16 protein-coding genes and 2 pseudogenes are annotated in these 23,917 nt (G+C 58.3%); 10 read left to right on the forward strand and 8 right to left on the reverse strand.

Annotated features, from left to right (window positions below; genetic code table 11):
• Window positions 1-9 precede the first annotated feature (9 nt).
• Together AB4O11_RS13160 and AB4O11_RS13165 are read left to right on the forward strand one after the other, a co-directional pair.
• Window positions 10-2,562, forward strand: coding sequence for a LuxR C-terminal-related transcriptional regulator (locus AB4O11_RS13160; protein WP_460089901.1), 2,553 nt, complete (start codon window positions 10-12; stop codon window positions 2,560-2,562).
• 175 nt (window positions 2,563-2,737) lie between these two features.
• A complete protein-coding gene (locus tag AB4O11_RS13165; RefSeq protein WP_460130833.1) occupies window positions 2,738-6,253 on the forward strand; it encodes a dermonecrotic toxin domain-containing protein in 3,516 nt (1,171 codons plus the stop codon).
• Between the two features lie 52 nt (window positions 6,254-6,305).
• Here AB4O11_RS13165 and AB4O11_RS13170 read toward each other — a convergent pair whose 3' ends face one another.
• Window positions 6,306-7,094 (reverse strand): IclR family transcriptional regulator, encoded by a 789-nt coding sequence (locus AB4O11_RS13170; RefSeq protein WP_095125413.1) that lies wholly within the window; start codon window positions 7,092-7,094, stop codon window positions 6,306-6,308.
• Between the two features lie 164 nt (window positions 7,095-7,258).
• Here AB4O11_RS13170 and hmgA point away from each other — a divergent pair, with 164 nt between their 5' ends.
• The 4 genes from hmgA to AB4O11_RS13190 all read left to right on the forward strand — a co-directional run bounded on the left by hmgA (window position 7,259) and on the right by AB4O11_RS13190 (window position 12,038).
• Window positions 7,259-8,563 (forward strand): homogentisate 1,2-dioxygenase, encoded by a 1,305-nt coding sequence (hmgA, locus tag AB4O11_RS13175; protein ID WP_460130836.1) that lies wholly within the window; start codon window positions 7,259-7,261, stop codon window positions 8,561-8,563.
• Between the two features lie 3 nt (window positions 8,564-8,566).
• Entirely contained in the window at window positions 8,567-9,871 is a 1,305-nt protein-coding gene (gene fahA / locus AB4O11_RS13180; RefSeq protein ID WP_116254644.1) for a fumarylacetoacetase, read from the forward strand.
• Between the two features lie 12 nt (window positions 9,872-9,883).
• Window positions 9,884-10,519: a maleylacetoacetate isomerase gene (gene maiA, locus AB4O11_RS13185; protein ID WP_460130840.1), complete on the forward strand. Its 636-nt coding sequence runs from the start codon at window positions 9,884-9,886 to the stop codon at window positions 10,517-10,519.
• A gap of 148 nt (window positions 10,520-10,667) precedes the next feature.
• On the forward strand, window positions 10,668-12,038 hold the full coding sequence (locus tag AB4O11_RS13190; RefSeq protein WP_099758031.1) for an MFS transporter: 1,371 nt from the start codon (window positions 10,668-10,670) through the stop codon (window positions 12,036-12,038).
• A gap of 165 nt (window positions 12,039-12,203) precedes the next feature.
• Here the strand turns inward: AB4O11_RS13190 and AB4O11_RS13195 are convergent, their stop codons facing one another.
• Window positions 12,204-13,007 carry a SirB1 family protein gene (locus AB4O11_RS13195; protein ID WP_460089905.1) on the reverse strand — a complete coding sequence of 268 codons (804 nt, stop codon included), beginning with the start codon at window positions 13,005-13,007 and terminating at the stop codon, window positions 12,204-12,206.
• Between the two features lie 185 nt (window positions 13,008-13,192).
• Between AB4O11_RS13195 and AB4O11_RS13200 the strand changes: the two genes are divergently transcribed.
• Complete coding sequence (locus AB4O11_RS13200) at window positions 13,193-14,212, forward strand: Leu/Phe/Val dehydrogenase (RefSeq protein WP_093436130.1); 1,020 nt, start codon at window positions 13,193-13,195, stop codon at window positions 14,210-14,212.
• 144 nt (window positions 14,213-14,356) lie between these two features.
• Here the strand turns inward: AB4O11_RS13200 and AB4O11_RS13205 are convergent.
• A pseudogene (locus AB4O11_RS13205) lies at window positions 14,357-14,611 on the reverse strand (YebG family protein); the annotation flags it as partial.
• A gap of 327 nt (window positions 14,612-14,938) precedes the next feature.
• Between AB4O11_RS13205 and AB4O11_RS13210 the strand changes: the two are divergent.
• The gene (locus tag AB4O11_RS13210; protein WP_026000737.1) at window positions 14,939-15,439 is read left to right on the forward strand and encodes a phosphate-starvation-inducible protein PsiE; all 501 of its coding nucleotides are present in this window, start codon (window positions 14,939-14,941) and stop codon (window positions 15,437-15,439) included.
• Here the strand turns inward: AB4O11_RS13210 and AB4O11_RS13215 are convergent.
• From AB4O11_RS13215 to AB4O11_RS13225, 3 genes are all read right to left on the reverse strand, one after another.
• Entirely contained in the window at window positions 15,436-15,753 is a 318-nt protein-coding gene (locus AB4O11_RS13215; protein WP_186624939.1) for a DUF3509 domain-containing protein, read from the reverse strand. The genes AB4O11_RS13210 and AB4O11_RS13215 overlap by 4 nt on opposite strands.
• Window positions 15,754-16,056: 303 nt before the next feature.
• Entirely contained in the window at window positions 16,057-17,358 is a 1,302-nt protein-coding gene (locus AB4O11_RS13220; protein ID WP_460130844.1) for a serine/threonine transporter, read from the reverse strand.
• A gap of 86 nt (window positions 17,359-17,444) precedes the next feature.
• Window positions 17,445-18,821, reverse strand: coding sequence for an L-serine ammonia-lyase (locus AB4O11_RS13225; protein WP_460130847.1), 1,377 nt, complete (start codon window positions 18,819-18,821; stop codon window positions 17,445-17,447).
• 135 nt (window positions 18,822-18,956) lie between these two features.
• Here AB4O11_RS13225 and AB4O11_RS13230 point away from each other — a divergent pair, with 135 nt between their 5' ends.
• The gene (locus AB4O11_RS13230; RefSeq protein ID WP_093436172.1) at window positions 18,957-19,904 is read left to right on the forward strand and encodes a LysR substrate-binding domain-containing protein; all 948 of its coding nucleotides are present in this window, start codon (window positions 18,957-18,959) and stop codon (window positions 19,902-19,904) included.
• Between the two features lie 200 nt (window positions 19,905-20,104).
• Complete coding sequence (locus tag AB4O11_RS13235) at window positions 20,105-20,509, forward strand: HPF/RaiA family ribosome-associated protein (RefSeq protein WP_034154535.1); 405 nt, start codon at window positions 20,105-20,107, stop codon at window positions 20,507-20,509.
• A gap of 389 nt (window positions 20,510-20,898) precedes the next feature.
• Here the strand turns inward: AB4O11_RS13235 and AB4O11_RS13240 are convergent, their stop codons facing one another.
• The gene (locus AB4O11_RS13240) at window positions 20,899-21,267 is read right to left on the reverse strand and encodes an endonuclease domain-containing protein (RefSeq protein ID WP_116254640.1); all 369 of its coding nucleotides are present in this window, start codon (window positions 21,265-21,267) and stop codon (window positions 20,899-20,901) included.
• 294 nt (window positions 21,268-21,561) lie between these two features.
• A pseudogene (gene fecA, locus AB4O11_RS13245) lies at window positions 21,562-23,896 on the reverse strand (TonB-dependent Fe(3+) dicitrate receptor FecA).
• Window positions 23,897-23,917 lie beyond the last annotated feature (21 nt).

Raw genomic sequence — 23,917 nt, forward strand, 5'->3', positions numbered from 1 at the left:
GCTCACCCGATGACCGCTATGACTGCCTGTCTGGATCGCCCCGGATTCTTGCCCAGACTATCTTCCCATCATCAACTTCGCCCTCGACTGAGTGAGCCTCTACTGACATCGGTGGCGCGGATCAGGCTGATCTGCGCGCCGCCCGGCAGTGGCAAAAGCGCGTTGCTCTCCGAATGCTTGTCACAGGCACCGGCACACTGTGTGGTGCACTGGCTGCCACTGATGGGCGTGTCGTTGAGTACGGAGGAGTTCTGTCAGCGGCTGAGTCTGGCATTGGGGCTGGCAGCAATGGATGAGGCGCAATTGGCGGCGGCACTGGCACGCTGGTCAGCGCCCACCTGGCTGTTTATCGACGACTATTGTCGGCTCCCCGACCCGGCTCTCGATGCATTGTTGGACCGCTTGCTGGCGCTCAGCAGCCCGGCATTGATCTGGTGGATCGGCGCGCGTCGACGCCCCCAGTGCAATTGGCCACGGTTGCTGCTGGACGACGAATTGTTTGAATGCGAAAGCGCGACGCTGGCGCTGACCCCGGAAGAAATCGCCCAGGCGTTAAAACACCTGTCAGCGGAGCAGGCTGCCAGTGTGGCCGCGCGGATTGTTCATCGAACCGGTGGCTGGTGCGCCGGGGTGCGCATGGCGCTGCTGCAAAAATGCGACTGGTCGCAAACCCTTCAGCCGCAGCAAAGGGTGGAAACGCTGCTGGATTATTTGCAGCACGAACTGTTCAGCGGCCTGACGCCGGAGTTGGCCGAGGTCTGGCGGGTACTGGCGAATCTGCCGCGCTTCAATGCTGAGTTGTGTGAGCACCTGTTCGGTGCCGGAGAAGGCGCGGACTACCTGCGCACCCTGCAAACGCTGGGTTGCTTTATCGAACCATGGAATGACTCGTCCCAGTGGTTGCAGATCTTTGCACCTTTGGCTCAAGTGATGCGCGATGAGCGCTGGCCTGCGGCCCGCTCATGGCATCGTCGGGCATGCCAATGGTTCGCCGCTGCCGGGGATTGGCGCTCGGCTTTCGAGCAGGCGCTGCTTGCCGAAGAAGTCGAAACGGCAGTGAGTCTGTTGCAGCACTTCAACTTCGAGCATCTTTTTGAAGAGCAAACGGTGGTGCTGTTGTTGCGCCTGCATGAATCTCAGGGCGAAGGAGTGACCTTGGGATCACCGCAGTTGGTTGGGCTGATTACCGCAGCTCTTTTGTTTGCCGGCCGTTTTGAACAGGCCACGCAGTGCATCGCGCACCTGGCGAGGTTCATGCCGCAACCTTCAGCGGCACTGGAACGACAACTGATTGCACGCTGGCAAGCACAACAAGGCTGGCTGATGCATTTGCAGGGGCGTATGACGCCTGCGCGCGAACTCTTTCAGCAAGCTCTGGAAGCGCTCGATGGCGATGCCTGGGCCACAAGGCTGCTGTGCCTGTCAGGGCTGACTCAACAAGCCTTGCTCTGCGATGAACTCGAACAAGCGCACACCATCAGTCGCGAAGCGTTGTGTCTGGCGCGGGCACAAGGCTCCTTGCTGTTTGAAGGCTTGCTGGAACTTGATCACGCGCAGTTGCTTGAGCAGCGTGGTGCTCCAGCCCGCGCTGACAACCTGCTACTGAGCATTGAGCAGTTACTTGGCCAGCGCGCTGAGCGGCCATCGCCGCTGCTCGGTCGTATCGCCCTGCGTCGTGGTCGATTGGCGTTGGTCATGGGGCTGGAGGAGCAAGCCGCCGTTCTGTTCAAACGTGGCCTGGAGGATTGTCTGCGCAGTCACGATAAACGGGTGTTGTTCGGCTATCTGGGGCTGGCGCAGATAGCGGCCAACCACTGTGAATACACGCAAGCATTCGAGCGCTTGCACGAGGCCGAGCGGTTGATGCAGCAGCGCAGGATTCCAGACACGGTTTACCGTGGTGTGTTGTTACAGGTCAGTAGCCAGATCTGGCTGCAGCAGGGGCGGGCGCAGTTGGCACATGAGGCGTTGAGCCGGGTGCTGCGCCACTATCAACCGCCGAACGCGTTGCAGGCGCCTCCGGCGACGGTTCAACTGATAGCGCGTATCCAGTATTTGCTGATATTGGCCACGGCATCTTTGCAACGCGGTAGTGATCTCCCGGAGCAACTTCAGATGTTGCTGGATAAAGCCCGCAAGTGCGGGGCGCAGACACTTGAGGCGGAGTTGCATTTTGCCCTCGCCGAAGTGGCATTGCTGCACAGCGAGTCGTTACGGGTGGTTGAGCATGTGGAATGTGCGTTGAAGATCGTCCGGCGCTCGGAGGCGCAATTGCTGATACGCCAGGTCACCCTGCGCTCGCCGAACATATTTGATCGGACAAATGTGCTGGAGGAAAAGCAGCAAGTTGTAGCCGAATCTGAAGCTGAAAGTTCACTGAGTCAGCGAGAGTTACAAGTCTTGGTGTTGATTGCGGCAGGTGATTCCAATCAACAAATCGCAGAAAAACTTTTCCTTTCATTGCATACCGTTAAAACTCATGTCCGAAGGATCTATATAAAATTGGGGGTGATGCGTAGAACGCATGCGGTGGCCAGGGCCAGAACATTGGGTTTGATGTAGGTTTGAGGTTGTTAGATGTTTGTAGTTGTAACTTAGGGGGTTGTTGGTGTTGTAATTAAACACTGTTGGAAACAGTGCGGTGGGTATCTTTTTGTTCTGGATCTGAATTAGCTTGATTTGGCGAGGCAAGTTGTAATTGGTCACTTGTCATTATCAAGCTGATAGAGATTCCATTATGGAAATTAATAAAGAAGCCGAAAGCCAAAGTCTGCGTGAAGTGGGGAAAGCCCTGGAAAGTATCTCGCAGGAATTGAAGCGTGTTCCGTCATTTTCAGTGGTGGTGCAGGACACTTTGCGTGAGGCGTTATGGAAGGTATCCGAAGGTGTGCGGCTGAGCAGCCTGTTCGTCAATGTCGTGGCGGGCGCCAAACCGAAAAATAAACAGCCGGTCGGGCGGTTGCTGGATATCGCGCTTGAGTGCCTGCAAAGTGGTCGGCCGCCAAACTATGATGTCAATGATTATGGTGTATTCGATCACCCGAATTTTACCAGCCGTGAAGACATTCTTACGCAAGTCCCGATCTCGGCTATTGAAAAATCAGTAGCAGATTTGCTGAAGAAACTGGCGGTTGATTACACGGCGGCTGTGCGGCAGTACTGGGAAAACCCGACCGTTCAAAAAGCAGATGGGGCTTATCCTCAGTTATCGCGAAAGTCTGCTTTAGGTGTGCTCGAGGCTAGCCTTTTCGCTCGTGAGTTGGAGGCGCTGACGATTCAAGGGGTCATTACTCAGCAACAAAGCGCGCTGATCAGTACGACCGTACAACCCAGTCTGACCGGTACTTGTTACGGGGTTTTCATTGAAGGTCAGAATGGCAAATACATCGAGCAGAACGCGATGTTTGTATTGCCCCTTACAACCCCTGTCTATGAGCAGTTGATTCCCGGTGAGCAGGGCGCTGTCGTACTCTACTGCGCGAATCGTGGTCTCGAATTGTTTTCTTCCATTTGGAAGCTTGAACAAGCGTTGTTGAGCCGACTGGGCTCCGCGGAAACTCAGGAAGAGTTTCTGCAAACGCTGTCGCTCAGTGAACGCGTTGGGTTCGCCTACGTCCCTGCTATTCGTTTTTTGAAAGTTCGTGCGAATTTGTTTGAGAGATTCGTTGATAAGCGGATTCAGACGATGTACAGCGACATCACTGGGTATCTAGAATCCGTCGGCAAGCCAGACTCGGAGTTTGATAAAATTGTTGTCGCCGTAGAGGCCGCACAATCGTTGCCCGATTTGAATCGTCAGGCCAGAAAACGCCAGGTACAACTGATTAAGCATGTCGAGCGGAATGCTTGGCCGCAATGGTTGAAAAGCACTTCCGATGTCAATCAGGAAGTGTATGTTTCCCTGCAAAAAGAGCTGCTTGAAGCCGAAGTCAAACTTCATGAGGTCACTCACGGAGTTGCTTCGCTGAAAGACTACGCGCGGTTGGCCGTAGAGGACTTCATATCGCCGGGTAAAGATGAGCGTATCGACCCGGACACTGTATTCGTGAAAGTCACCCATACCGTGCCTCTGGCGGATGGAAAAAAGGTGGAACTCACCGAGCGCAAAACGCTGACTCAGGCCTTTATGCAAGGTGCTCATGATCTGGCAGGTCAATATCAGATCGTTCCGGAGGTCCCCTCCAGTCTGCCAAAGTTGAGTCCATCGAACATCCTGCGTGCCATCAAGTCGTTGGACGTTCGTGTTGCCTATACCACGGCTCAACGTCTTCTGTATTCGCAAGCCGAAGTTACCGAGTCGCTGCGATTGGTCCTTAGCCGTAAAACAGCGCTGACCCTGTTCGCGGCGATTCTGCAGAAACACGTGGGACCTTCAGCTCATAAATTGGTGATGGGTTATAACCTCGGCGATACGTCCATTGAAACGCTGGGCGTGGCGCTCAAACACTGGTTCAAGCCTTTCAATGGTTTGCTGGTTTATCGCAGGAAAGGTGTGGCAGCCGATCGCAGCGCGCATGTCCTGCATATACCGGGTTCGCCAGCCGGGCAGGAGTGGTTTGAGTTCACCGACCTGAAAAGCCTGCAGCAAAAGTTGGCGCAATGGGCGGCCAAGGCTGAAACCTGGGCGTACTTGCTGAGTCAGGCACATGCCAGCGACAGTGCGCAGATGCAAAGTGATTATCTGAGTCTAAAACCATTTGCGGTACTGAATGAATGGTGGTGGTCGAAGATTAAGTTGGTCGATTTACCCGAAGCGGAGCCTTTGTTCGGAGCCGTTCAAAATCACATCTTGTGGAGTATCGATCAAACCGAGGCTGCCACCCCTCAATGGTACAGAAAGGCCAGCTCGAGCGATCAGCACCTACTCAATCGTCTGAACGCTGATTTCAAGGCTATTCATCATCATTCCCGGGAAATGCTGGCGGTCGAGCCGTTCAAACAGTTTGCCTGCCATTTGGTGAAGAAGGAGCTGAAGCAGTATTTTGCCCGGACAGGTTTATCTGTGGACATTAATCCTGACGAGGTATGGGTCAAATTTCACGCAGACTCGAAGATCAGCCTGACCGATCTGTTTATTCAGTGGCAAAAGTGGCGCAGTGACGTAAGTGCGTTCGAGAAATTTTTCACCTGGGTGAACCCTCAATTGGCCGGTATTGAAAATTTGCGAGAGCAACTCAGACAGGCCACCTTCTGGACGTTTACCGGACAGCCCATTGCCCAACTGAATGCCAGAGTTATCAATGATCTGATCGATCTGAGGCCCGGTGAAAAGTATCTTCAATATCTGAAAGATAAATTCCTCAATGCGTCCGACATTGACTTGAAAGCAAGTCTGTATCGAAAAACAAAACAAAATGAAATGCTCCGGACCGCGTTGATTCAGAAAATCAAAGGCGAGCTCTCCCTCGACCAATTCAGCTGGTTGCAGGGACTCATTAACGGATTTGATCGCGATCTGCCTCGTCAGGGCATCATCACCACGGGTGGGAAGCCGGGCATTGGCGTTTACGAGTTCACTCTCAGGGGACGCGCCCTTGTCGGGGCTTACGTTTTTGGGCGCAAAGTCAGCGGGCGTGATGAGTTTTTTGTCTATATTCCCGATACGCCTGATGGCAAGGATTTCTTCCCTGTCCAGGAACTTGCAGGTCGATTGAAAAGCGTGACCTTCAACAAAAAGGTCTTGAGCCTCGCTCGTCTGGAACATCAGCAGGCGGTGGAAAACCTCCTGGACACCTACTGGGACTCGAACCCGGTAGCGACCAGCACTCCGGAATTGACCAACAGTTATCCAGTACTGGCTTTCAAACAGGAGTACCTGGCTAAAATCGGGCAACTCGTCGCTGATGTGGATTTTCAGACGAGCAGTTATCTGGAAGCGCTGTGGAAGGATGTGAGGGTACTGGCCGAATTTGCCCTGGATGTAGCTTCGATGTTTATTGCGCCACTTGGCCTGGCACTGACCGTACTGCGCATTACTCAGTCGGTTGTGCTGGGCATTGTGGCTTCCAGTCAGGGCTCCGATGAGGCTGCGAACGCACACTTTGCATCGGCGTGGCGAGGGGCGATTCTGTTGTACGTTGGCAAAGTGGCGGCGATCGGCACGCCCGTGAACCCGATTGCTCTGCTATCGAGCGTCAGGGATTTCGCCGATGTGATGGCAGGCGTCACCGGTGTTGAAGTCAGCATCAACTACGTGACAGCAATCACCGCACCTCCTGCGGTCGTGAACAGCACCACTCGTCTGCTCAACTGACAGATGAAACTGCGCGAGTAACGGCCCTCGTTACTCGCTCGATTGGCGCCGTTCAGGCCTGCAGAGGTTCATAACCCATCCGCCAACTCACGGCCCGCGTCGCCGCCAGCAACCGCTGCGCCGCCGGGCCGTTTTCGTCGGCGTGGAACAATGAAGTGGGGCCAACGATGGTCAACACGGCGGCGACCTGGCCGACGGCGTTGAACACCGGGGCGGACAACGCATCCACACCCGGCATCAGCAGGCCATGCACATGATGCAGACCGCGTTCGCGGATCTGTTCGCACAGGGTTGCGTAGGTTTTTTCATCCTTCAATGGATGATCCACAGCGGCAATTTCCTGCTCGCGCAACTCATCGGTTTCCCGATGGGGCAAGTAGGCGCTGAACACCAGTCCAGTCGATGAACTGAGCAGTGGCAACACTGAACCCAGTTGCGTCACCACCGTCACCGCGCGCACCGCCGGTTCGATATGCACCACGGTCGCGCCCTGATTGCCCCACACCGCCAGAAAGCAGGTTTCGTTGAGTTCGTCGCGCAGTTCGGCCAACGGCAGGGCGGCGACTTTCAGCACGTCCATACTGTTGAGTGCGGCCAGGCCTACACGCAAGGCTTCGCGGCCGAGCCCGTAATGGTTGGTAGCGGTGTTCTGCTCGGCGAATCCTGAAGCAATCAACGCTTGCAGATAGCGATGAACCTTGCTCGCTGGCATCTGCACATGTTCGGCCAGACGCGACAACGAAGTGGACGGCGACAGCTCGGCCAGAGCCTTGAGGATGTCGGTGCCGACTTCGGCGGAGCGGACTTTCTGTTTGCCGTTGCTGTCGCTGGTTTTTTCCATGGTGCGGCCGGGTTCCGAAACGAATGGGCGTCTTTATAGCTTGACGCTGGATAGCGAGCAAATTACGTTATGCGTAATCGAATTACGATAATAACAACCCCGGCGTGCCGAAACCTCTGAGCCAGAGCGATGGGCCACTGCCGACTCCCTGTTCAGGAGGCTCCATGAACCTCGATTCAACCGCCCTGGCGCTGGCGTATCAGTCCGGTTTCGGCAACGAATTCAGCTCTGAAGCGTTGCCCGGTGCGCTGCCCGTTGGCCAGAACTCCCCGCAAAAAGCCCCCTACGGCCTCTACACCGAATTGTTTTCCGGCACAGCATTCACCATGACCCGCAGTGAAGCGCGGCGCACCTGGATGTACCGGATTCAGCCGTCGGCCAATCACCCGGCCTTCGTCAAACTGGAGCGGCAACTGGCCGGTGGCCCGTTGGGTGAAGTGACCCCCAATCGCCTGCGCTGGAACCCGCTGGAGATCCCGGCCGAGCCGACCGATTTCATCGATGGACTGGTGAGCATGGCCGCTAACGCGGGTGCAGAGAAACCGGCCGGCATCAGCATCTACAACTATGTTGCCAACCGCTCGATGGAGCGGGTGTTCTTCAACGCCGACGGCGAATTGCTGCTGGTGCCGCAACTCGGTCGTCTGCGCATCGCCACCGAATTGGGTGTGCTGGAAGTCGCGCCGCTGGAAATCGCCGTGCTGCCGCGCGGCCTGAAATTCCGTGTTGAATTGCTCGACCCACAAGCGCGCGGCTATGTTGCCGAGAACCACGGCGCGCCGCTGCGTCTGCCGGATCTGGGACCGATCGGCAGCAACGGTCTGGCCAACCCGCGTGACTTCCTGACCCCGGTTGCCGCTTACGAGAACCTCCAGCAACCGACCACGCTGGTACAGAAGTTCCTCGGTCAGTTGTGGGCCACCGAGCTCAATCACTCGCCGCTGAACGTGGTCGCCTGGCACGGCAATAACGTGCCGTACAAATATGACCTGCGCCGTTTCAACACCATCGGCACCGTCAGCTTCGATCACCCGGACCCGTCAATCTTCACCGTGCTGACCTCGCCGACCAGCGTGCACGGTCTGGCCAACCTCGACTTCGTGATCTTCCCGCCGCGCTGGATGGTCGCCGAGAACACCTTCCGTCCGCCGTGGTTTCACCGCAACCTGATGAACGAATTCATGGGCCTGATCCAGGGCGAGTACGACGCCAAGGCCGAAGGCTTTGTGCCCGGCGGTGCCTCGCTGCACAGTTGCATGAGTGCCCACGGCCCTGATGGTGAGACTTGCACCAAAGCAATCAACGCCGAACTCAAACCGGCGAAGATCGACAACACCATGGCCTTCATGTTCGAGACCAGTCAGGTGCTGCGCCCAAGCCGCTTCGCCCTCGACTGTCCGCAACTGCAATCCACTTATGACGCCTGCTGGGCCACTTTGCCCGCCACGTTCGACCCGACCCGGAGATAACCCATGACGCAGAATTCCATCACCCGCAGCTGGGTTGCCTCGGCCAACGGCCACGCTGATTTCCCGCTGCAGAACCTGCCGCTGGGTGTGTTCAGCAGTAACGGTGCGATGCCGCGCGCTGGCGTGGCGATTGGCGACCATATCTTCGATCTGCAAGTAGCACTGGAAGCCGGGCTGTTCGACGGTGTCGCGCGCAGCGCTGTCGAAGCCATGCACGGCGGCCAGTTGAACGCATTCTTCGAACTCGGTCGTGAGGGGCGTGTGGCACTGCGCACCCGTCTGCTGGAACTGTTCAGCGAAGGCAGCACGCACCGCGGCAACATCGAAGCCCAAGGCGCGAAACTGCTGCCCCTGGCCGCCGATTGCCAGCTGCATCTGCCGGCACGCATCAGCGATTACACCGATTTCTACGTCGGCATCGAGCACGCGCAGAACGTCGGCAAACTGTTCCGCCCGGATAACCCGCTGCTGCCGAACTACAAGCATGTGCCGATCGGTTATCACGGTCGCGCCTCCACCGTGCGTGCTTCCGGTACCGACGTGCGTCGCCCTAAAGGCCAGACGCTACCGGCCGGTCAGACCGAGCCTGTGTTTGGCCCGTGCGCGCGCCTGGACTATGAGCTGGAACTGGGCATCTGGATCGGTCAAGGCAACGAGATGGGTGACTCGATCGCCATCGGTGACGCGGCTGATCACATTGCCGGTTTCTGCCTGCTCAACGACTGGTCGGCGCGCGATATTCAGGCCTGGGAATACCAGCCACTGGGGCCGTTCCTGTCGAAGAGTTTCATCACCAGCGTCTCGCCGTGGGTGGTCACCGCCGAAGCGCTGGAACCGTTCCGCACCGCGCAGCCGAAGCGTCCTGAAGGTGATCCGCAGCCGCTGCCGTACCTGTTCGATAAACGCGATCAGGACGGCGGTGCCTTCGACATCGAACTGGAAGTTTTGCTGCTCACCGAAGCCATGCGCGAGCAGAACCTGCCGGCCCATCGCCTGACCCTGAGCAACACCCGCTACATGTACTGGACCGTCGCGCAAATGGTCGCGCACCACAGCGTAAACGGTTGCCAGTTGCAGGCCGGTGACCTGTTCGGTTCGGGCACGTTGTCCGGCCCGCAGAGCGGTCAGTTCGGTAGCCTGCTGGAAATCACCGAGGGCGGTAAAAAACCGATCGAGCTGGCTTCTGGAGAAGTGCGTAAGTTCCTTGAAGATGGCGACGAAATCATCCTGCGCGCACGTTGCGCTCGCGACGGTTTTGCCTCGATCGGCTTCGGCGAGTGCCGCGGCAAAGTGCTGGCGGCGCGCTGACAGGAGCGGGTTATGGATCTCTATACCTATTACCGTTCGACTTCGTCGTACCGCGTGCGAATCGCGCTGGCGCTGAAGGGCCTCGACTATCAGGCGCTGCCGGTCAATCTGATCGCGCCACCCGGCGGCGAGCATCGGCAAGCGGCGTATCTGGCGATCAATCCACAGGGGCGGGTGCCGGCCCTGCGCACTGACGAAGGCGGTTTACTGATTCAATCGCCGGCCATCATCGAGTACCTGGAAGAACGTTATCCACAGGTGCCGTTGCTGCCGGAAGATTTGTTCGCCCGCGCGCAGGTGCGCGGTGTTGCGGCGGTGATCGGTTGCGATGTGCATCCGCTGCACAACGTCAGCGTGCTCAATCGCCTGCGCCAGTCGGGGCACGACGAGCCGCAGGTAGTGGAATGGATCAGTCACTGGATCAGCCAAGGGCTGGCGACGGTGGAGCAATTGATTGGCGACGAGGGCTTCTGTTTCGGCGAGTGGCCGTGCGTGACCGATGTGTACCTGATTCCGCAGTTGTATGCAGCGGAGCGGTTCAATGTCTCGTTGGATGCCTACCCGAAAGTCCGCCGCGTTGCCGCACTGGCGGCTGAACATCCGGCGTTCATCAAGGCGCATCCTGCCAACCAACCCGATACCCCGTAATTCCCCTGTGGGAGCGAGCCTGCTCGCGAAGGCTGAGTGTCAGTCACCATTCATTTTGCTGACACAGCGCATTCGCGAGCAGGCTCGCTCCCACAGGGTTCGGCGTTGAACTACCCCAAAATCATAAAAACAAAACAGGTACCTTGCGATGCACAACCAGATTGCCAGCTTCCGGGCGGCACTCGACGCCCGTCCTGTGTCCCGTTATCAGTGGTTGCTCTTGATCCTGCTCGCCTTGCTGCTGGTCACCGATGGCTATGACGCCCAGGTGCTCGGTTATGTGGTGCCCGCGCTGGCGCAGGATTGGGGTCTGGAAAAGTCTGCATTCGGGCCTGTTTTCAGTGCCAACCTGCTCGGTCTCACCCTTGGTTCACTGGCGGTTACGCCGCTGGCTGACCGCTTTGGCGTACGACGGATTCTGCTCGCTTGCGTACTGATCTACGCCACGCTGACCGTGCTGATGGTCTTCGCAGACTCGCTCAATACGTTGATGATCGCGCGCTTTATCTGCGGCATCGGCATGGGCGGGGCGATGCCCAGTGCTATGGCGTTGATGTCGGAATATTCGCCACCGCGCCTGCGCACCTTGATGGTGACGCTGGCGGCCTGTGGCTTCTCGTTCGGTGGCGCAGCCGGTGGTTTCGTCGCGGCAGGCTTCATCGACCAATTCGGTTGGCAAGCGGTGTTCCTCGCCGGTGGCGTCACGCCGTTGCTGCTGTTTCCGTTTCTCTGGTGGATGCTGCCGGAGTCGTTGCCGCGTTTGCTGCGTGATGCGCCACCGTATGCGCGACTGCGCAAAGTCACCGCGCGGATGTTGCCGGATTGGCAACCGCCCGTTGCCAGCCTCGAACAGAACGAGCGGGAGCAGGGCAGCAAACTGACGGTGGTCGAGTTGTTCCGTAATGGCTACGCGCGACCGACATTGCTGATCTGGGCAACGTTTTTCGTCAGCCTGATTCTGTTGTATTTCATGATCAGCTGGCTGCCGACGCTGCTCCTGGAAAGCGGCCTGAAACTCAACGAAGCCAATCTGGTGACGTCGATGTTCCTGTTCGCCGGCACCATGGGCGCGATCTGCATGGCCTGGTTCGCTGACCGCTTGAAGCGCAAGGTGCGGTTGTTGTCAGCGGTGTTGGCAGGGGCGGCGCTGTGCACGATCCTGCTGGGGCTTAATCACGACAATCCGCGATATCTGGTCGCCTGCGTGTTCGCCGCCGGGTTCTGCATCATCGGCGGGCAACTGACGCTGAATGCGTTTGCCAGTAATTTCTACCCGGCGCATGTGCGTGCGACCGGCACCGGTTGGGCATTGGGCGTGGGGCGTTTCGGTTCGATTCTCGGGCCGCTGTTCGGCAGCCTGTTGTTGGCGATGCATATTCCAGTGGCGCAGATTTTCTTCTTCTGTGCGATTCCGGCGGTCATCGCCGCGTTGCTGATTATTCAGGTGCGTTCGCCCACCGACACAGTGCAATCTCCTGTGGGAGCTAGGCTGCTAGCGAAGAACGATAACGCGGTTTAACTGAAAGATCGAGCCGCCTGCTTCGCGAGCAAGCTCGCTCCCACAGTGATGTGTGCCGAGCCGATAATTTAGGTACACACCAAACCTGTGGGAGCGAGCTTGCTCGCGAAGGCCGTGTTTCTGTCACTACATTCGTTGCCTGACACACAGCCATCGCGAGCGTATTCAGTGGACGACGGAGTTGGGCGGCAGGTGGCTGAGGCGTTCAGTCAGGCGCAGGCGCTGAATCGGGTCGTCGCTGAGCATCAGCGCATGCTCCAGATCAAAGCGCTCGGCATTCGGGCAGTCGAGCCGCTGATAAAGACTGGCCCGTGCCAGGTAATCGACGGCGCCAGCGTCACCCAGTTCGAGCACCCGTTCGGCGTCGATCAGCGCGGCGATAAAATCATCATGAGTCAGGTGCAGCTGGCGCAGGTTGCGCGACAGGCGCTGGAGCATCTGCTTGGGGCTGGCGGTCAGCAGATGCTCGGCGGTCAGCTTCATGTTCGGCCCGTACTGGCGCTGCAACAGTTCGCGACAATCGTTTGGGTACAAACGCCGGCCGCCGCACGGATCCAGCAAGTGATCAGCGCCGGGCACCCGCAACAGGAAGTGTCCGGGGAAGTTGACCCCGACCAGCGGAATCTCCAGGCCACGCGCCAGCTCCAGGGCAATCAGCGCCAGTGCCAACGGCTGGCCGCGACGGGTCTGCAACACTTTGTGCAACAGCGCCGCTTGCGGGCGCAGCGGCAGGAAGTGGTCCTGGGCAAAGCCCAGATCAGTCATGCGGCGCAACAGGGGCTGCGCCAGTTCACTGACCGGCAACATCGGCAAGCCGTAACTGACTCGTTGTTGCAGGTCTTTGAATTCTTGTAACAGCGCGTCGGGATCGACCGCTTTTTCATGCTCGGCCGCCATCCACAGCGCGGCTTCGAACAGCGCGGGCGGTGAACGGTACAGGCATTCGAAAAAACGTTGACGCGCACTCATCGAAATCTCCGGGGAATGCCTCGTTTTAGCCCCGCCCGCAAGATTCGTCCAGTCCCCTGCTGCGCAGGTGTCGGGTTATGCCGCAAAACCGTTGTCGGCGCGGGCGCTTATTCCGGCGCGCTCCAGCAATTTTCAGGCGCAGGCCTATACTGGCGTTCTACAAGAAGTGATTCGGGAGCCCAACGATGTTTGCGCTCATGCAAAGCACTCGCCTGGAATCGCTGCACCTTAGCGTTGATCCGGTCACCGGGTTGAAGGCGGTCATTGCCATCCATAACAGTCGCCTCGGGCCAGCCTTGGGCGGATGTCGTTATCTCGCCTATCCCAATGACGAATCCGCCGTCGAAGATGCCATTCGCCTCGCTCAGGGCATGAGCTACAAGGCTGCGCTGGCGGGGCTGCCGCAGGGCGGAGGCGTGGCAGTGATCGTGCGCCCGGCTCATGTGGAAAATCGTGGCTCGCTGTTCGAAGCTTTTGGTCGTTGCATCGAACAGCTCGACGGTCGCTACATCACCGCCATCGACAGCGGCACCTCGGTGGCGGATATGGATTGCATCGCCCAACAGACTCAGCACGTCACCAGCACCACCTCGGCCGGCGACCCCGCTCCGCATGCCGCGATGGGTGTATTTGCCGGCATTCGCTCAACGGCCATGGCGCGGCTGGGCAGCGACAACCTCGAAGGCTTGCGCATCGCGATTCAGGGCCTGGGCAATGTCGGCTTTGCTTTGGCCGAACAACTCCATGCCGCCGGGGCTGAGTTGCTGGTCAGCGATATCGATCACGGCAAGGTGCAACTGGCGATGGAACAACTCAACGCTCACCCGATCGCCAACGACGCGTTGCTCAGTACGCCGTGTGACATCCTCGCGCCGTGCGGTCTGGGCGGGGTTTTGAACAGCCATACCGTCACGCAATTACGCTGTTCGGCAGTGGCAGGCTCTGCCAATAACCAGCTGACACATCTGGATGTGGCCGATCAACTGGAACGGCGCGGGATTCTGTATGCGCCAGACTACGTGATCAATGCCGGTGGCTTGATCTACGTCTCGCTGAAACATCGTGGTGAAGAGTTGTCGACGATTACCGCGCATCTGTCGAAAATCAGCTCACGGCTGACCGAAGTCTTCGCCCACGCGCAGGCGGAAAAGCGTTCGCCGGCACGAGTGGCGGATGAGTTGGCGGAGAAAGTTTTGTATCGCTGAGTTTCACAGGCATGAAAAAGGCCCTGAGCCATTCGACTCAGGGCCTATTCAATTTGGGCTGGATTACTTCGCAGCCTTCGCCGCTTTGGCTGGCTTCGCAGGCGCTTCAGCAGCTTGCGCCGCTTCACCATTCTCCATCGGTTCGGCCGGTGCATTGAGCAACTCGGACAACGCATCCGGCTGGCTCTTGAACGCCCGGGCGAACACATCGCGATTCTTCGCCATGTAGATCCCGGCTTCTTCCACTTGCTGTTCAGTCAGGGACGGAACGGCTTTTTGCAGGACATCGGCCAGATATTCGGCCAGTTCGAGCATTTTGTCATGACGGTCAGCTTCGGCTTTATCCATGAACAAGCGCTCCAGATCTCGGCTGCTGCGGTATACCACTTCGACGGCCATTCACCACCTCACATGCCTTCACATTAAGTTGTCTTGACGACTACTGTATCCATATACAGCGAAAAGGATAAGCGAATCCCTGCGCTATGGGTAGTGGCTTTTCAATGTAGACCGGATTTCGGGTTTGTCAGGCCGACCGTGTCGCTGCATTCGCGAGCAGGCTCGCTTCCACAAAAGCACAGCGGTGCGACCAAACGCCACGGCGCGGGTCTGGCGGCGGTTCGCCATGATGGCGTGGCCTCTTTTCTGCATGAAAACCGTTACGTGCAGAAAACCGTCACGTCCAACACGCATCATCCGCTCGCATTCGAGCTAAGGAACATCATCGTGAAAATCAACTGGGCCGAGAAACTGCGGCAAAACGTGCATCAACTGGCCGAGTCCCTGGGCAACCTGTTCGTCGAAACCTTCCACTATCTGGCGCTGTTCGCCATCGGTGCGGTGACGGCATGGGCGGCGGTGATGGAATTTCTCGGGATGCTCGAGGAAGGCCATATCAAGATCGATGACATTCTGCTGCTGTTCATCTATCTCGAATTGGGGGCAATGGTCGGGATCTACTTCAAGACCAACCACATGCCGGTGCGCTTCCTGATCTACGTGGCGATCACCGCGCTGACCCGTTTGCTGATCTCCAACGTCTCGCACCACAACCCGCCGGACATGGGCATCATCTACCTGTGCGGCGGCATTCTGTTGCTGGCGTTCTCGATTCTGGTGGTGCGTTACGCCTCGTCACAATTTCCCTCGGTGAAGATCGAGAAACCGCAGCGCAAACTTGGCGCCGGTTCCAGCGAGCATCCGGAAGTCGAGAAGGGCGAGCTTTAAAGCCCGGCTGCTTGCCCGGGCTGCCCGATGATGCGTGGCGGTGGCGGGGTCAGCCCGTCGCCGCTGGTCATCGCTTCGAGGATTGCCATGGCGCTGTGGCCTTGCTCGATGGCAATGCCGAACTGGATGCTTTGCACCAGACGCTTGAGGCGCACGGGGTCGTTGCGCTGCTCGGCGCTGATCATGCGCTTGGCCACGATCCGGCCGCTGTTGGACAGGGTCAGCATGATGCTGCCGTCCAGGCCTTGAATGCTCAGGTTGATCTGATAGTCCGGCGCAAAGGCATCGGTAATGATCTGAAAAGGATTGTCCATGATGCGTCACCGCCTGATTGAACGTGCAGTTGTTGACCGGCCGTGATCGGGTTGGTTCGCCCAACCGGATCATCGGCCATTCCGTGGCCTGTATTTGTTGCTTCATGTAGAGCTGTCGAGTGAAACGAGGCTGCGATCTTTTGATCTTCGGTGTTTTGATTTCGATCATGAAGATCAAAAGATCGCAGCCTGCGACAGTTCCCACAGGGGAGTAGCAAGGGCTGTGCCGGGAAAATTGTCGAACAATGAACACGGGGATTAAAAAGGCGAGCCACGCGGCTCGCCTTTTTTAATGGCCCGTTTTCAGGGCAGAACCGAGTAGATGATCGCTGACAGTGCAATCAGGCCGATCAGCACCACAAACACGTTGGACACCTGCCCCGAATACTGGCGCAAGGCCGGCACGCGGCGGATGGCGTACATCGGCATCAGGAACAACAGGCAGGCAATCACCGGCCCGCCGAGGGTTTCGATCATGCCAAGGATGCTCGGGTTGAACGTTGCCACGGCCCAGCAACTGAGGATCATGAACACGGCGGTCGCACGGTTCAGCCAGCTCGCTGACATCACCCGGCCACGGCTGCGCAGGCTTTTCACGATCATGCCCTGGAAGCCTTCACTGGCGCCGATGTAGTGGCCGAGGAAGGATTTGGTGATCGCCACCAGCGCAATCAGCGGCGCGGCGTAAGCAATGACCGGGGTCTGAAAGTGGTTGGCCAGGTACGACAGGATCGAAATGTTCTGCGCCTTGGCCGCTGCCAGATCCGCCGGCGACAGCGCCAGCACACAGCTGAAGCAGAAGAACATCACCGTGACGACCATCATGCCGTGAGCCATAGCGAGGATGCCGCTGCTTTTGCGTTCTGCCTGCTCGCCGTAACGTTGTTTCTGCTCAACCGCGAACGCGGAAATGATCGGCGAATGGTTGAACGAAAACACCATCACCGGAATCGCCAGCCACATTGTCTTGAAGAAAGCGGACATTGGCATGGCTTCTTGGGCACTGGCAAAAAACGCACCGTTCCAGTTTGGAATCAGGCTGAGCGCCAGTAGCAGCAATGCGGCAACAAATGGATAAACCAGCACGCTCATGGCTTTGACGATGACGCTTTGACCACAGCGCACAATCGTCATCAGACCGAGGATCAACACCAGCGAGAGGATCGCCCGTGGTGGCGGAGCGATGTGCAATTGGTGTTCGAGGAAACTGCTCAGGGTGTTGGTCAGCGCCACGCTGTACACCAGCAGAATCGGGAAGATTGCAAAGAAATACAGGAGCGTGATCAGCTTGCCGGCACCGATGCCGAAGTGTTCTTCGACCACTTCGGTGATGTCCCCGGAGCGCCCGGACAACACGAAACGGGTCAGCCCACGGTGGGCAAAAAACGTCATCGGGAAAGCCAGTACGGCGAGAATCAGCAAAGGCCAGAAACCGCCGACACCGGCATTGATCGGCAGGAACAAGGTGCCAGCACCGATCGCAGTGCCGTACAGACCGAGCATCCAGGTGGTGTCGAATTTGTTCCAGCCCTTGTGGGCCGTTTCTGCATTGCGTGTGCGGTCTACAGCGGGACTTTCGGCAGCAGGTGTACGTACATCGGTCATCGGTATCGCCTCGTTATTATTTTTGCTCGGGCTCACGGTTGGCAGGCGGCTTCGTGCGGCCTGCCGGGGCGGTCAGGGAATGGGCCTCAGCATTCCACCCAGTTCACAGCCAGGCCGCCCCGTGAAGTCTCTTTGTATTTGTCGTGCATGTCGGCGCCGGTATCGCGCATGGTGCGGATCACCCGGTCGAGGGAAATGAAGTGTTTGCCGTCGCCGCGCAGGGCCATTTGCGTGGCGTTGATCGCTTTCACGGCGGCGATGGCATTGCGCTCGATGCACGGCACCTGCACGAGGCCGCCGACCGGGTCGCATGTCAGGCCAAGGTTGTGTTCCAGGCCGATTTCGGCGGCGTTCTCCAGTTGTTCCGGGGTGGCACCGAGCACGTCGGCCAAGCCAGCAGCGGCCATCGCACAGGCCGAACCGACTTCGCCCTGGCAGCCCACTTCAGCGCCGGAGATCGAAGCATTTTTCTTACACAAAATGCCGACAGCCGCCGCGCCCAGAAAGAAAGCGACGACATCATCGTCAGACGCGTCCGGATTGAATTTCATGTAGTAGTGCAGAACGGCCGGGATGATTCCGGCTGCACCGTTGGTCGGTGCGGTGACCATGCGCCCGCCGGCGGCGTTCTCTTCGTTGACGGCGAGGGCGAACAGGTTGACCCACTCCATTGCCGACAGAGTGGAACTGATCACGTTCGGCTTGCCGATCTCCAACAGGCTGCGATGCAATTTCGCGGCGCGGCGCGGCACGTTCAGACCACCGGGCAGAATCCCCTCGTGGCGCAGGCCTTGTTCGACGCATTCGCGCATCACCGACCAAATGTGCAGCAGGCCCTGGCGGATTTCCGCGTCAGTGCGCCACGCGCGTTCGTTGGCCATCATCAGTTCGGACACGCGCAGGTTGTGCTGTTTGCACAGCGATAGCAGTTCGGCGGCGCTGGAGAAATCGTACGGCAACACCACTTCACTCGCCGGGGCGACACCGGACTCGGCTTCTTCCGCTTCGATGATGAAACCGCCGCCAACCGAGTAATAGGTCTGCTCGAACAGCTCGGCCGTTTCGCCAAAGGCCGTCAGCGACATGGCGTTGGGGTGGTAGGGCAGGCTCTCGTCCAGCAGCAGGAGATCACGTTGCCAGTCGAAGGCAATTTCTCTCTGACCGGCGAGGGACAGTTGGCCTGTCTCGCGCAGTTGCTGGATACGTGGATCGATGGTCGCCGGATCGATGCTGTCCGGCCATTCGCCCATCAGGCCCATGACTGTCGCGCGGTCGGTGGCGTGCCCGACGCCGGTGGCCGACAGCGAGCCGTATAAACGGATTTCCACACGGTGCACATCGTTCAACAAACGTTGATCAATCAGCGCCTGAGCGAAGGTCGCGGCGGCGCGCATCGGGCCTACGGTGTGGGAACTGGACGGGCCGATGCCGACTTTGAATAGATCGAAAACACTGATAGCCATGCTAAACCCTTACAAGCAATGGAGTAGGAATCGCTGCCATTTTTTGTAGGACAAGCGCAATGTCGGCGATACTGCCTACCTCGGTCCAACGTGACTAACGAAACTTCCTAAGTAAGCCTTTAGCAGGACTAAACGATGAGCCGTCAATTGCATGCCCAGACCTATGTCTGGCTGCAGGTGTTTTCCTGTGCCGCGCGGCACCTGTCGTTCACCCGTTGCGCCGAAGAACTGCACATCACCCCGGGGGCGGTCAGTCAGCAAATTCGTCAACTTGAAGAACGACTTGGTTTCCGTTTGTTTCATCGGCGGGCGCGTGGTGTGGAGCTGAGTGCGGAGGGGCAGCGGCTGGCTATCACGGTCAACGAGGCGTATGGCAGCATTGATGCCGAACTACGTCGACTGGACGCCGGGATGATCAGCGGGATTTTGCGTGTGCGCTCGATTCCGTCGTTTCTCAGCAAGTGGCTGACGCCGCGCTTGCCGCGCCTGCAGCAACGCTATCCGGACATTCAGTTGCGCTTGGTGGCAGAGGACAGCAGCGTGCCCTTGCACGAAGGCGATTTTGATCTGGCGATCGATTTGAACGACGGCAGCTACCCGGGATTGTTATCCACAGCCTTGCTCGACGAGCAGATTTTCCCGGTGTGCGCACCGAGCCTGTTGCGCGGGCGACCACCGTTGCACGGACCGGCGGATCTGGTGCATTTCCCGGTACTGCACGACATCACCGCCTGGCGTGGCAGTTATGAATACGCGGAATGGGAATTCTATTTGAACGCGATTGGTTTTGAGGGCGCCGACGTACGGCGTGGGCATACCTTCAATCGCAATCATCTGACCATCGAAGCGGCGATTGCCGGCATGGGCGTGGCGATTGCCCGCCGCACCTTGCTTAACGATGAATTGGAGCGAGGGACGTTGATTGTGCCGTTTGGCCTGTCGGTGCCTAATCACAAACGCTATGTGTTGCTCTATGCACCGGGGGCTTTAAGCCATCCGGGTGTGCGTGCGGTGCATGATTGGCTGGTCGAGGAGGCGGGGATATTTCGCAGTTTGCACCCGTTGAACGACGGGCAGTTGTGAGCAAATTTTGCAACATTGCCAAGCGACCCAACTCCCGACCTTACCAGTGCTTTGCCCGGTTGTCCGGCTTTTTTTGCGAATGAATATTTATCTTTTTTCAGGGGTTGAAATGTTCGGCAGTCGGGCCGATTGTTGTAACCAGGAGGTCAGGAAATTCAACTCAAGGCCTCTCACGAGCTAGCTGAAATAAGGGATGAACTATGCAAATCCAAGTCAACAGCGATAACCATATTCAAAGTAGTCAACGACTGGAGGAGTGGGTACGTACAACCATTGAGAGCACGCTCGAACGTTATGAAGAAGACCTGACCCGTGTCGAAGTCCACCTGAGCGACGAGAACGGTGACAAACCAGGTCCCCATGACTTGCGCTGCCAACTGGAAGCGCGGCCAAAAGGCCATCAACCGATTTCCGTGACCCACAAGGCCGATTCGCTGGAACAGGCAATCGACGGCGCTGCCGAAAAACTCGAGCACGCCCTGGAGCATCTTTTCGGCAAACTGCGAGGTAAACCACGTGCCGCTGTGGTGCCATTTAGCAAGGCGAATGACGCTCTGCTGGAGGAAGAATTTCTTGAGAATGAACAGGCAGCGATCAACAGTTGATGCGCTGATTTTATAAGCCAGCCAATGAGAACGGGCCTGCGAATGCAGGCCCGTTTTTTGTTTGTGGCGGATTTTTGCGCAAGGCACAAGAGCGCGGCCCCTCACCCCAGCCCTCTCCCTCCGGGAGAGGGGGCCGACCGAGGTGTGTTGCGGGTTACATCGACCTGAAAGACAGCGTCGACTATGGATTCGGCAAAGCACTTCAGGTTGATGTATTTCTGAAGCATCCCGCAATCAGTCCCCCCTCTCTCCGGGAGAGGGCCGACCGAGGTGTCTGAAGAGGTACGTCGACCTGAAAGACCGAGTGATTATGGATTCGGCAAAGCAGAATCAGGTCGGCGTAGCTCGCAAGCATCCCCCGGTCAGTCCCCTCTCCCTCTGGGAGAGGGTTAGGGTGAGGGCATTTTTCGATTCGCCGCAATTCTTATGATCTGCTCCAGCACATCGTCCATCTGCTGGATCACCTCGAGATTACTGAAGCGCACGACTTCAATACCCTTTTGATTCAGATAGCGCGTCCGACGCTGGTCATGAATCAGTCCCGACGTTTCGTAATGCTGACCGCCATCCAGCTCAATCGCCAATTTCAACTCCGCACAGTAAAAATCCAGCACGTAAGGCGGACAGGGAAACTGGCGACGAAACTTCAGATTGGCGATCTGGCGGGAGCGGAGTTTTTGCCAGAGCAGGTGTTCACAGTCGGTTTGGTTAACGCGTAACTGGCGGGCGAATTGGGCGAGGCTGGGGCGAGTTTGCATGCTTCACGATCCTTGTGAAGTTGGTTTGAAATTTTACTGTAGACCATGACCCGCTGACCCTCACCCCAGCCCTCTCCCGGAGGGAGAGGGGGCCGACCGAGGTGTCTGAAGAGGTACGTCGACCTGAAAGACCGAGCCGATTATGGATTCGGCAAAGCGGTTTCAGGTCGAGTCGATTATGGATTCGGCACAGCACGTTCAGGTCGCCGTACCTCGCAAGCATCCCCCAATCAGTCCCCTCTCCCTCAGGGAGAGGGCTAGGCGGGCGGCGTTCCGATGAGGGCTTCTCAATCCTCAGAACGCCACAGAAGTCTGCACATAAACCGTACGCGGCTCACCCACATACTTGCCCTTGTTGTTGTCATCAAACGAGCGCGTGAAGTACTGCGTGTTGAAAATGTTCTTCACGCCCACCGCCACATTCAAGTCCGACAACTGCGGACCGAAGTCATACCCGGCGCGGCTGCTGAACAGCATGTAACCGGGGATCTTGCCGGTGCTGCCATCGGCGCTTTCCTTCGAGGTGTTGGCGTTGTCGGCGAACTGGTCGCTCTGGAAGCTGCTGTCGAGATTAAGCTTCCACGGTCCTTCGCTGTAACCCACACCAATCGTGCCTTTGTGTTTCGACGAGAACGGCACGCGGTTGCCCTTGTTCGGTCCATCTTCGCGGATAGTCGCGTCAACATAAGCGTAAGTGGCGTAGACATCGAAACCGGCCAGCGCCGGGCTCAAGTCATCCAGCGCGTAATTGACGCTGGTTTCGATCCCTTGATGGCGGGTTTCGCCTCGGGCAATTACCGAGTCGTTGGTCTGGTTGCTTTCGTACTGGTTGTCGAAGTTGATCAGGAACGCGCCGATCTCCGCGCGCAACGCGCCGTTGTCATAGCGCGTGCCGAGTTCCCAGGTGCGGGCCTTCTCCGGTTTTACTTCGCCGCTGGTCACCCGGTTGGGCATCTGGCTGTATTGCACACTGCCGAAGGAGCCTTCGGTGTTGGCGTAGAGGTTCCAGCTGTCGGTCAGGTGATAGAGCACGTTCAACGCTGGCAGTGCGGTGTTGTAGTCGCCCTTGTATTTGACGTTGGTCAGGTTGTTGGTCTGCTGCGATTCGATCATTTCGTAGCGCACGCCCGGGGTGATCGTCCATTTGCCGATGTCGATGCGGTCGTCGACGAAGAACGCATTGGCCTCGGTGCCGCCACGGGTGTCGCGGTCGTTGCGGCTGGCGGTGGTCGGGTATTGGTTGCTGCTGATCGGTGTGCGATAGCGCAGTTCGTGACCGGCCTCGTTGATGTAGCGATAGCCGACGCCGACTTCATGGCTGGTCGGGCCGAGGTCGAAACCTTGGGCGAATCGGGTTTCCAGTGCCACGCACCCAATACTCGCGCGGTGACAGCGAGAGGAAGGTGCCCTGATCGAGATAACCGCTGCGCAAGGTCTTGGTGAAGAACGTGTTGGCGGTGAATTCGCGGCGATCTTCCTGATAGCGATAGCCGAAATTGAACATCGTGCGGCGGCCCCAGAACTGGTCCTTCGGGCGCGTCGATTGATACGGATCGGCGTCGTAATCGGCCACGTTCAGACCGCCGGGCATGTCAGCCTTGCCTTCGTAATACTGGGCCATGGCGTTGAAGCTATTGGCTTCGTCGAGCTGGTATTTGCCCTTGAGGATCAGGTCGTCGATTTCAGTGTCGCTGTGTTCGCGCCAGTCGCCGCCGCGCGTCCCGGAGTAGAGCAACGCACCGCCGAGGCCATTGGCGTTAGTGCCGCCGGCCAGCAGGTTGGCGCTGGTCTTGAAGCCGTCGTGGCTCGACGATGGGCTGGTTTCCGTCTGGAAGCCACCCTTGACCGTTGGCTCGTCAGGAATCGCCCGGGTAACGAAGTTGACCACGCCGCCGACGTTCTGCGGACCATAACGCACGGCGCCACCGCCGCGCACCACGTCCACGGCATCCATGTTGCCCATGCTGATCGGCGCGAACGACAACTGCGGTTGGCCATAAGGCGCGAACGGCACCGGGATGCCATCCATCAACACCGTCGAGCGCGCGGCCAGTCGCGGATTCAAACCGCGAATGCCGAAGTTCAGCGCCATGTCATGGCTGCCGGTGCCGTTGTTTTCCGGGGCGTTGACGCCGGGGATGCGGTTGAGCACATCGCGCGCCTGCGTCGCGCCCTGACGCTCGAACTCTTCGCGGCGGATCACATCGCGCGCACCGGGATGTTCGAACACATTGATCTGCGCAGCATCGCCGAGCCAGTCGCCGACGACAGTCGAGGTGTCCAGCTCTAGCGCGGCATCCGCCACCGGTTGCAGGCTGAACGCATTGTTGCCCTCGGCGCGTGCTTGCAGACCGCTGCCTTCGAGCAATGCGTTCAAACCTTGTTCTGCGGTGTAACTGCCTTCCAGGCCACGGCTTTGCACGCCGCTGGTGACTTGCGAACCAAACGAAATCAGCACGCCCGCTTCACGGCCAAACTGGTTGAGGGCGTTTTCCAGCGACGACGGCGCGATGTGATAAGCCTTGGCTTCAGCGGCCAGTGCGGCGGGCAGGGCGCTGAAACTCAGACTGGCGCCGAGGACGAGATTGCGCAGGCTGCGGGCCAGTGGCGTGAGGCGGGTGGGGTGCATGGTGGATGATCCTGAGAAGGT

Source organism: Pseudomonas sp. H1_D05 (genome assembly GCF_054682705.1).